Annotated in this window: 9 protein-coding genes; 7 read left to right on the forward strand and 2 right to left on the reverse strand. The window is 48.6% G+C overall.

Annotated elements, in window-relative coordinates; genetic code table 11:
• Nucleotides 1-154: 154 nt before the first annotated feature.
• Together GX659_02440 and GX659_02445 are read right to left on the reverse strand one after the other, a co-directional pair.
• Nucleotides 155-559 (reverse strand): 6-carboxytetrahydropterin synthase, encoded by a 405-nt coding sequence (locus GX659_02440; protein ID NLD27647.1) that lies wholly within the window; start codon nucleotides 557-559, stop codon nucleotides 155-157.
• Nucleotides 556-1,284, reverse strand: a complete 729-nt coding sequence (locus tag GX659_02445; protein NLD27648.1) for an SDR family oxidoreductase — start codon at nucleotides 1,282-1,284, stop codon at nucleotides 556-558. Before GX659_02445 ends, GX659_02440 begins: the two co-directional genes overlap by 4 nt.
• 268 nt (nucleotides 1,285-1,552) lie before the next feature.
• Between GX659_02445 and GX659_02450 the strand changes: the two genes are divergently transcribed.
• From GX659_02450 to GX659_02480, 7 genes are all read left to right on the forward strand, one after another.
• The gene (locus GX659_02450; GenBank protein NLD27649.1) at nucleotides 1,553-2,140 is read left to right on the forward strand and encodes a hypothetical protein; all 588 of its coding nucleotides are present in this window, start codon (nucleotides 1,553-1,555) and stop codon (nucleotides 2,138-2,140) included.
• Nucleotides 2,141-2,446: 306 nt separating this feature from the next.
• Nucleotides 2,447-3,499 carry a hypothetical protein gene (locus tag GX659_02455; GenBank protein NLD27650.1) on the forward strand — a complete coding sequence of 351 codons (1,053 nt, stop codon included), beginning with the start codon at nucleotides 2,447-2,449 and terminating at the stop codon, nucleotides 3,497-3,499.
• 149 nt (nucleotides 3,500-3,648) lie between these two features.
• Nucleotides 3,649-4,464 (forward strand): hypothetical protein, encoded by an 816-nt coding sequence (locus tag GX659_02460; protein NLD27651.1) that lies wholly within the window; start codon nucleotides 3,649-3,651, stop codon nucleotides 4,462-4,464.
• A gap of 99 nt (nucleotides 4,465-4,563) precedes the next feature.
• Nucleotides 4,564-7,056 (forward strand): dihydropteroate synthase, encoded by a 2,493-nt coding sequence (locus tag GX659_02465; protein NLD27652.1) that lies wholly within the window; start codon nucleotides 4,564-4,566, stop codon nucleotides 7,054-7,056.
• 12 nt (nucleotides 7,057-7,068) lie between these two features.
• The gene (locus GX659_02470; GenBank protein ID NLD27653.1) at nucleotides 7,069-7,797 is read left to right on the forward strand and encodes a hypothetical protein; all 729 of its coding nucleotides are present in this window, start codon (nucleotides 7,069-7,071) and stop codon (nucleotides 7,795-7,797) included.
• Between the two features lie 14 nt (nucleotides 7,798-7,811).
• Nucleotides 7,812-9,188 carry a protoporphyrinogen oxidase gene (hemG, locus tag GX659_02475; GenBank protein NLD27654.1) on the forward strand — a complete coding sequence of 459 codons (1,377 nt, stop codon included), beginning with the start codon at nucleotides 7,812-7,814 and terminating at the stop codon, nucleotides 9,186-9,188.
• A gap of 271 nt (nucleotides 9,189-9,459) precedes the next feature.
• Complete coding sequence (locus GX659_02480; protein NLD27655.1) at nucleotides 9,460-9,708, forward strand: GIY-YIG nuclease family protein; 249 nt, start codon at nucleotides 9,460-9,462, stop codon at nucleotides 9,706-9,708.
• Nucleotides 9,709-10,006 lie beyond the last annotated feature (298 nt).

Genomic DNA, 10,006 nt, shown 5'->3' on the forward strand with positions numbered 1-10,006 from the left:
CAGGACCCCGATGCAAACGCTCTTGGACAATTTACCGGCTGCGAGAGAAAAACTGATCGCGGCTTAAACTGACAGACACCCGGGAGGGTGCCGACTGTCAGATCAAGTCTTGGCTACTACATATAATTATCTGATTAGATTTTGATTTGTTCTGCTAAACTCTGTACGTCGCTTTGGAGCTTTCCGACTCCCATAGATCGACTTTCGCCACCGGAAGTCCCATGGACTTTGTCCGATCGAATATGAAATGCGCTATCATCTCTGCAGTCGGGTTTGATTCTAGTGCAAGATATCGTTCACCATTCTCGTCAAGATACTTCTTTATCGGATCTCGCGCGCTGACGATAAGGGTGTGATCAAGATTTTCAGATATCCATTCTCCGATCGTTTTTTTCAGATTTTCGAAATGCACCACCATTCCGTTTTCATCTACTGAATCGCTCTCCAGATGGATCGTCACCTTTGCCGTATGCCCGTGAATGTTTTTACATTTGCCCGGATCATTTAGAAGCCTGTGGCCGTAGCAGAAACGAAATGTTTTGGATACGCTGTATGTCATTTGAGAAGCCTTCCTCCGTCAACCGTGATTATTTCGCCGGTCATGGTTTTGCTTTCGGTTATGATGAACTTTGCCAGCTCAGCGAGTTCTTCCGGCGCGGATTTCTTTTTTAGGAGCGTGCGTGAAATAATTTTTTTCCACTCGGCAGGGCCTTCTTTGTCGGAGCTCGCCGAAGCGTAAGGAGCTATTGCGTTGACACGAATTTTTGGGGCAAAGCTCTTCGCAAGACCTTTTACCACCGCTTCGAGCCCTGCCTTTGCTATGCTGTACGGAAGAAAGCCGACGTACGGAATTCTTGCGGCGACATCAGAGAAAAGAAGTATGGAGCCGCCATTTTCTTTCATCATTTCCGCCGCGCGTCGTGCGCAGAAAAATGGTGCGGCGAGGTTTATGTCGAGCGTTTTCCTCCACATCTTTTCGGATATTTTTTCGATCGGCGAACGTTCGAAATAGGCAGCGCAGAATATCATGGCTTCCAGGCCGCCAAGTTTTTTGGCCGCTTTACAAACGACCCTCTCAGATCCGGCGATGTCGGAGAGATCGCCATGAATCACAATTGCCTCGGCGCCATTGGCCTCGACCGCTTTAACAAGCCTTTCGGCTGCGGTTTTGTTGCTTCCATAATGAAGCGCGAGCCTCGCTCCTTTAGCGGAGAGGGTCTTTGCTATCGCGGAGCCGATCTTTCCCGTAGCGCCGATTATCAGTATCTTGGCTTTTTTATTCACTCCGCCTCTAGTACTATGCGATTAAAGGCTATTGCCAGAGAAAAACCGCCTCCCTCATAGGCATTTTGGCGCATTTTTTAAAAATAATATAGCTCCACCGGGCGAAGGGGGCCGCCTAATAAATTAGTTAATAATATCAAATAGTTAGATTTTTGAACGATATCCTATATTAGGCATGAAGATTGCAGTTGTCAGAAGCTGCTTCAACAGGAGGTTTTAAATGGGTATTTTTAGAAAATTTGTTTTTTTGACATGCCTGTTTTTTTTCATGACAATTTCCTCTTCAGCGGCAGATGGAGGAACAAATGCAGTAACATCAAAAGCATTATCTATATCTATCAATAATGAGGTAAATATAACAGTACCTGTCCCTGAATTGAGAAGCCAACCAGGTTTTGGCAGTCTCGACCACACTGCTATCGAAACGCTGGGCATCGATTACGCTCGGCTGCATGAGCTGCGTAAGATATATTGCATTGTAAATCCTGATCACTGCGTGGTCGATTGCGAAAAAAATCCAGATGCCGATGAGTGTGACAAGGATGGTGACGGAATTATAAACAAGGATGATTCCTGCCCCGACGAGGCTGAAGTTTACGATATCGATGGTGAGACGCCGGTGGATGGGGTTTTGGATGGGTGTCCGACGGAGATCGGCACTTCTGATTCAGTTGACCCAGCTGAAAATTTATCTGCGCAGATGTCCGAAGGGGGCGCCTGTACGCTGATCAGATCGGAGAATGGTTTTAATTTTATAGCGATCCTGCTTTTATCTTCCCTTCTCCTGCCACTTTTCATTAGCCGTCTCTCGGCCGTTAAAATTAGAAGTCGCATTAGGAGAGATCTTAAAAAATAACGTAAATCACACCTTCTAAAAACATGCTGCATGATGTTGCCTGCCTCGGAAAATTTTTGAGTCTGGAACGAGCTTCATTTCTAAACCGTATCGATCCACCATCTCCAATAATATCAATTTTATAACAATCCGGTGGCAGAATTGTGGGGATTATTTTTTCCTCCGCAATTAATCAAATAAAGTCAGATATTTACAGTATTAAAAAGCTAGCAACCTTTCTCTAAAATTGCCGATAACTACAGTGGAAGGGGTTTTCCAAACTACGGATATGCTCGGGGGAGCGTGACATAAAGAAGGAGCTCGGTCATGAAGAAGTTATCCGCCATCTTTATAATAACCGCCGGTTTTCTCATCTCTACAGCCGCTTTTGCCCAAACCCAACTGTCAGGCAGTGCTGTCACCCAGCCGCGGCATATATACCTCCCGTCTAGGACTGATTTTACCACCATACCGCGCCATGGATACTCAATGGATATGCCCGATCTTGCTCCTATCACCTTGCATGCATACCTAGGGGATAGCGCTGAAATCTCATGTATCGGCGAGGAAAGAAATAAGTACGCATGTGAATTCGTTGCGATATTTGACCTGGCGAAAACAATATCAAAGATGCATTACGATAATCTTTCCAAGAGCATGAGTGAGTATAGCAAGAAATTCCTCCTCTTCGATGCCTCCGGGGCTGAGCTTGAATCCCAGGATGTCGAATGTTTTGATAATGGCAAGGGCGTGATCTCCTGCGAAATAGATCTCGACAAGTATATGAGCAATGCCGGAGGAGTTGCCCCACAATTTCTAAGCGCGACTGGCAGGGTACAGATAGCCATGCCGGAAAGCGTTCTCTCCTATAATAGCCCGAAAGTTTCACTTTCCCGCGCAAAGATAAATCTTGGGGAGGATTCCGATGGAGATGGCATCCCCGATGTGATCGATAATTGTCCCAACTATCCGAATGCTGCTCAGCGCGATTTCGACGGGGATGGAGTTGGAGATCTGTGCGACAACTGCATGATAGTTTTCAATCCGGATCAAAAGGATTCCGATGACGATGGGTACGGCGACGCGTGTATGAAGGATTACGACGGCGATGGCATCCCGGACAGCGAGGACAACTGTCGCATAGTTGCGAACCCGGATCAGGCCGATTCTGACGGTGATGGTCGCGGCGATGCGTGTGACCCGGCCATCCGTACCAACCCGGGAGAGAATCTGCCGCAGGTTCCCGGCTCGTATTTGATACCAGGAGATGGCAGCTGCACGCTTGTTGCCTCTGCCGGTGGAGCCTCGACCCCTTCGATCGCTTTGGCGCTGATGCTTATCCCGATGGCAATTACCGCTATAAGTAGGCGTAAAGAATAGTATTTACCGATAAAAGTGGGCTCCTTTGCCTTCCCATGAACGTCAACAAAAACGCCGCAACAAATTTGCGCTTATGCCGATAATCGTGTAGGGGATACGACGCTTGGGTGTCCTGCCCCTGTTTGGGATAGTTGGCAAAGGGAGCTCTTATGACAAAAATTTTGAGGCCTTCAATTTTTATCTCGGCGTTGGCTTTGGCCACGCTTTTTGTGTCAGGCATAGCCCACGCCTGTTTCTTCGATTTTAATGGAACTCAGATTCAAGATTCCGATTGCGATGGTTACGCTGATCCTATCGAAGGGCTTCCGGAGGGCGTGCCGGTAGACAATTGTCCTCTGGTGCCAAATGGCGATTGTTATGCTGATCCATGGCACTGCAATGCAGATGGAAGCTACGATGGGAACGATCCCGATTCCTTGAGCGAGGCAGCGTTTCGAGGCGGATTCCAGATGGACTGGAACAGAAACGGAATAGGGGACGCGTGCGAGGATTCCGACGGCGACGGTGTCCTGGATTATATCGACAACTGCAAGGCTGTCCCAAATCCAAATCAGGATCCCGGATATTGTCATGATACCGACAACGATGGGTTCGATGATGCGGCCGATAATTGTCCCACGGTTTATAATCCAACGCAAAACGATAGCGACGGAGACGGAGTCGGCGATGCCTGCGATAACTGCATACTGATCTATAATCCCGACCAGGCCGACTCTGATGGAGATAAGGTGGGGGATGCTTGTCCTCCATCGTTAAGCGGAGGAGGCGGAGGTGGAGGAACTCCCGGAGGCAGTACATTTCCTCCAGGGGCATCGAATGGCTTCTATCTCGGTCCCGATCGGACGAAGGGAAATGGCGGATGCAGCATGATGGCTGGCGGAGCCGGATCTTCCTCCGGAATTCTGGCAATGATATCGCTTGCCGCGAGCGTTCTTATCTTCAGGCGTTCGAATAAAAACCGATAATACATTTTTATCTCTTCGTCCTCTAACTTGCGGTCAAACTTGCTTGTGCCGGGCTGCCGTGTTAGTAATTGCAGTACCCTGAAAGGCGGCTTGACCGGCGTGTTCGATAAAATTATCAAAAAAAGACCTGTCATCATGGATGGAGCCATAGGGACGACTCTCGCCCTCATGGGATCCGATTCCCCGTGCAGCGTCCTGCTCAATCTTTCAGATCCTGAACTCGTGAAGAAACTGCATGTAGATTACCTCAAGGCCGGCTCCGATATCGTACTCACCAACACCTTCGAGGGTTCGAGCATTGCGCTTGCCGAGCATTCTGCCTCGGCCGAGTTTGAAAATATCAATCGCGAAGCGGTGAAAATCGCCAGAAAGGCGCTTTCCGATTTTGGAGGTAACGATAAATTTATAGCGGGAGATATCGGTCCCACTTCGAAGCTGCCGACCATTTCGCACATATCTTTTCACGATCTCTATGAATCATACCTCAGCCAGGCATCAATAATGATAGATGAAGGGGTCGACCTCATCTATATTGAAACCTGTCAAGACCCGCTGCAGTTCAAGGCCGCGTTGGCGGCATCGCGGGCCGCTCTCGCGAAGTACAAAAAAAACATTCCGATCCTTGTTTCCATCACAATCGAATCCTCTGGGAAGATGCTTCTGGGGACGGAGATAGATGCAGCGCTTTACTGCGCGTCGCCGTATCGGCCATTTGCATTCGGCCTGAATTGCGGCCTCGGCCCTCAGGGAATGAGACAACACCTTGCCGGTTTATCCGAGCGCTCCCCTTTTCATCTGATATGCAAGCCCAACGCAGGGACGCCGGGAAGCGAAGGTGGCAGGGCGATATACAGGATGTCAGCAGCTGACTTTGCCTCGGAGCTGTATGATTATGCGCTGAGATACAAGGTGTCCTTCGTAGGCGGATGCTGTGGAACTACCCCGGATCATATCGCTAAACTTTCGAGCCTTGTGAAAGGTTGCGGCAGATTTTCAGCGAGGCGCAATTACCCTGAGGTTATCGCAGGGGTCTCCAGCCTTTACCGGGCCCTTGACTTTGATCAGGAACCACCCCCTTTCATAGTGGCGGAGCAGACGAATGTTAACGGGTCCAAAAAATTTAGAGAGATGCTGGAGCACGATAATTTCGATGCGATGGTGTCGATGATAGGTGAAGCTGCGGCATCCAGCCACGCGCTTGATATATGTCTTGAGCTGCCGGGCAGAGATGAAGTTCAGGGTTTTTGCAGGCTCGTTCCGCAGGCGGCTTTGAAATCGGAAATCCCCTTCATGATAGATTCCACAAATCCGGATGTTATCGAGGAGGCCCTTTCCAGGATACCTGGCAGATCGATAATCAATTCGATCAATTTGGGAGATGGAGGTGGAAAGGCCTCCCATATTTTAAGTCTTGCTAAAAAATATGGGGCCGCTGTTGTCGCATTGGTCATAGATGAAGATGGGATGGCAACTGATGCCAAGAAAAAAATTGCGGTGGCGCAGAGGCTTGTAAAAATTTGCGAGGATCATGGCCTTGGAAGGGAGTCTCTTTTCATAGACCCGCTGACATTTACCCTGGCCAGCGGAGATGCGGGGCTTGTAAAGTCGGCCAGCGAGACGTTGGCTGCAATTCCGCTTATCAAAAAGAAATTGAAAGGCGTCAGGACGATTCTTGGCGTCAGCAACGTATCCTTTGGGTTGAGGCAGCCTGGCAGAAAATATCTAACCAGTGTATTTCTCTACCGCGCCATCAGGGCTGGTCTCGATGCCGCAATCATAAATCCGTCTGGCATACTTCCTTACGCTTCAATCCCAAAAGAAAAGACAAGGTTGTGCGATTCTTTGATAGACGGAAAAAAGGCGTCTGCGCTTTCTGACTTTATGAAAGGAATGGGCGACGTAGTTCCAAGTGAAGTTGTTTTGCAAGGGACTTCGAAAAAAATCAGCAAAGAGGATCGCCTCAGGGGTAAGATAATTTCCGGAGACAGGTCTGAAATAGTGGAGATAGTCGATGATCTTGTGGCATCCGGAACAGATCCTCAGCATCTGATAGGATCGGTTCTGCTTCCAGCTATGGAGGGAGTAGGCAAAAGGTTCGGTGCAGGTGAGATCCCCCTTCCGTTCGTGCTTCAGTCTGCAGAGGTGATGAAGAAGGCTATAGATGCTGCAACTAAATTTCTATCAGGAAAAACTTTTGAAAAGAAAGGCAAGATCGTTCTGGCGACGGTTATGGGGGATGTCCACGACATAGGTAAAGACCTTGTCGATGCGATTCTCAGCAACAATGGATATGAAGTCATAAATCTAGGCATCAAGCAGCCTGCCTCGGCAATAATGGAGGCTATCGAAAAAAGTGGCGCCGATGCGATAGGTCTCTCCGGCTTGCTCGTCAGTTCTACCGAAATCATGCGCGAAAATCTGGCGGAGTTTCGTAAAAACGGAATTTCCGTCCCCGTCCTATGCGGCGGAGCTGCGCTTAAAAGTTCATTCGTAAACGAGGTACTGGCCCGCGAATACAGCTCCAGAGTCTATTACTGCAAGGATGCATTTGCTGGCTTTGAGGCGATGGAAAAAATTATGGGAAGAAGGTAACAGGGTCCGAGTATGGCAGACGTACCGTTCATAGGAAGCAGGATCGTAGATTCGATATCATTCGAAGATATCGAACCTCTGATGGATAAGGAAAGACTCTTCGCCGCGCGTTGGGAATTTAAGAAAGGCCTCCTTTCTGAACAGTGGGATGATTTCAAAAAAAACAAGGTTGAGGCTCTCTATGAAAAGACGCTGGCAAAATGCAGGGCAGGTTCCGTCATAGAACCAAAAGTCGTATACGGATATTTCAAATGCAGGAGGTCATTCAGCGCGCTGATAGTAGAGGGGGAGCACAAGAGCTTTCGCTTTGAATTTCCGAGGGAGAAAAGACCGCCGCACAGGTCCGTTGCCGATTATTTTACGGAAGGGTTTGCGGCCTTCCAGATAGTCACGGTCGGCAAAAATGTTACCGATGTTGCCGCCAGGATGTTTTCTAGGGGCATGTACAGCGACGCCTTTTATATAAAAGGGCTTGCAGCTGAAGCGGCTGAGGCGCTGGCTGTTTTGATGAACAAGAAAATTCTGGCTGAGCTTGGTTTTGACGATGATCGTGGAGCTAGGTTTAGCCCCGGTTACCCTTCTTTCCCGGATCTTCTCGATCAGAAGAAGATAGTGGCGTTGCTAGGTCCGGCAAGGATAGGCGTGTCGCTTACTAAGACATGCATATTTGTACCGGAATATACCACTTCGGCCATCATATCGGCCGATCCGAATGCTGTTAACTTTAATCCAAATTTGTAATAGGGTTTGCGAATATGGAAAGAGCCGAAGCCTTTCGGAGGAAAAAGGTGATAATAATCGGAGCCGGAATATCAGGGCTCACGATAGCCTACTATCTGAAAAAACGCGGAATAGAGATCGACCTGATTGAGAAAAGCCCGGTGGTAGGAGGTAACGTAAAAAGCGCCCTCAGGGAAGAGGCCTACATAGTAGAGCACGGCCCCCAGTTTTTCTCCTATGATTCGGACGCGATACTGCGACTGGCCAGAGAACTTTCGATAGATCCTCAGATAGTAGAATGCAGATCAGATCCTAGAAAGAATTATATTTTCAAGAACGGATCCCTTCATCTTATACCCCGCAGCATCTTTCAGGCAGTTTCAAGCGATGTGCTTTCGCTGTCTGGAAAGATGCGGCTCGCCTCCGAAATTTTCAAGAAGGGGATGGAATGCGAATCAGAATCATTTGCCGAATTTGCGGTGAGAAGGCTCGGCAGGGACGCTCTCGACGCCTATGTCGATCCATTCGTCACAAGAGGGTTTGCAGGGGATCCTCTTCAGCTTGAGGTAAAAAGTGCATTTCCATTTCTCGCCGATATAGAACGAAGGAACGGGAAGGTTCTTACGAAGATAAAAAATCTGATGAGCAAGCTTGCGATCAGAAATCCAGTGTCGTTTAAATGGGGGATGGGGACGCTCACCGCGCGCCTCGAGGAAGAGCTTCGAAGAAATCTGATGCAGGGAGTTTCTGCACTCGGCATCTTTCGAGACGAGTCGAACAGACCGTGCGTTCGAATAGATGTTTCTGCCAGAGTTATATCTGCCGACGCAGTCGTAGTTACAACGCCGGCGCCGGTTGCAGGAGAGCTTCTCGTAGAGATCGATCCGGAGATAATTGCGCCGATAATGGCTATACCATATGTTCCTATAGCGATCGTTTACACGGCTTTCAGGCTGAAAGATCTGAAAAGTGTTCCCGAGGGCATAGGCTTTGTAGTCCCGCGTTCGGAAGGACAGCGGGGGCTTGGCACCATTTTTTCCTCTTTGCTATTTGCTGATCGCTGTCCATCGACGGAGATTCTCATCACGAGCTATTTCGGAGGAGCCACGGACCCTGCTTTCATAGATCTCCCAGATGAGGAGATCAGGAATCAGACGTCAGCCTATCTCGACGATACCTTGGGGATAGATGTCGAGCCGGTCTTTTTTCACATCAAAAGGTGGAGACAGGTGATTCCCCAGTACAACATAGGCCACAGGCTAAGGGTTGCCGAGATAGAGGATAAAATCGCAAAACAGCCGGGGATATTCATGGCTGGGAGTTTTTCAGGAGGAATATCCTGCAACGATGTCATCGCAACTTCACGAATGAAGGTCGAGGAGATTCTGAAATATTTGAGAAGAACGGTTTGATGTCGCTTTGCATCAGCCATCCTATTCCTGTTTCAATAAATCCGATAGTTATTCGTTGGTAAATACGGAATAAAAAGACAACATAGCTGACATTCTCAAAATTGGCACAAAATCTTCAAGTAAAACAGAGTTGGCCCCCGCAATTTACCGTCATTCTTGGGCTATCCAGATAGTTTCATTAGGGCTGGACAAAACAGCTAAGTCGTTGTAGTAGCAGCAAGTTTCCGGCCCCCGCCGCAAGTGATGTAAGGGGGCGTCATTCGGTTAAGATATGCATTTCGTTTATGTGTTAAAGAGTAAGAGGGATTCAAGGCATTATATCGGCGTAACTGCTGATCTTGCGAGAAGAGTCGAAGATCACAATGCTGGAAAAGTTTCCTCAACCAGCGGCAGGAGACCCTTTGAGCTGATATATTTTGAAGAGTTTGAAAAGAAAGATATTGCAGAGAAGAGAGAACGGTTTTTCAAGACGGGTAAGGGCTTTGATACATTGAAAAATTTATTAAGGCTACCGCGCTGAATCTTGTTGGATAATGTGCCCCCCACTAATACTTTGGGGGGCTGAACCCACCGGCGATTTAGTGGTGGGCTCCCCCGTATAAATAGCGAGGGGTGGCCCCACATTAAGACGTTGTGGGGTACGGGGCCCCACCAACGGTTTAGTGGTGGGGGAGTTGTTTCCTTTGAAAATATTACGGCTTTTGTTGTGCCCCCCACTAATACTTTGGGGGGCTGAACCCGCCGGCGATTTAGTGGTGGGCTCCCCCGTATAAATAGCGAGGGGTGGCCCCACATTAAGACGTTGTGGGGTACGGGGC

Source organism: Myxococcales bacterium (assembly GCA_012513515.1).
Lineage (GTDB): Bacteria > UBA10199 > UBA10199 > 2-02-FULL-44-16 > JAAZCA01 > JAAZCA01.

What these genes read in the sequence shown, in the direction of transcription:
- GX659_02440 (NLD27647.1), bottom strand. Translation starts at nt 559, where the DNA reads ATGACATACAGCGTATCCAAAACATTTCGTTTCTGCTACGGCCACAGG.
- GX659_02450 (NLD27649.1), top strand. Translation starts at nt 1,553, where the DNA reads ATGACAATTTCCTCTTCAGCGGCAGATGGAGGAACAAATGCAGTAACA.
- GX659_02455 (NLD27650.1), top strand. Translation starts at nt 2,447, where the DNA reads ATGAAGAAGTTATCCGCCATCTTTATAATAACCGCCGGTTTTCTCATC.
- GX659_02460 (NLD27651.1), top strand. Translation starts at nt 3,649, where the DNA reads ATGACAAAAATTTTGAGGCCTTCAATTTTTATCTCGGCGTTGGCTTTG.
- GX659_02470 (NLD27653.1), top strand. Translation starts at nt 7,069, where the DNA reads ATGGCAGACGTACCGTTCATAGGAAGCAGGATCGTAGATTCGATATCA.
- hemG (NLD27654.1), top strand. Translation starts at nt 7,812, where the DNA reads ATGGAAAGAGCCGAAGCCTTTCGGAGGAAAAAGGTGATAATAATCGGA.
- GX659_02480 (NLD27655.1), top strand. Translation starts at nt 9,460, where the DNA reads ATGCATTTCGTTTATGTGTTAAAGAGTAAGAGGGATTCAAGGCATTAT.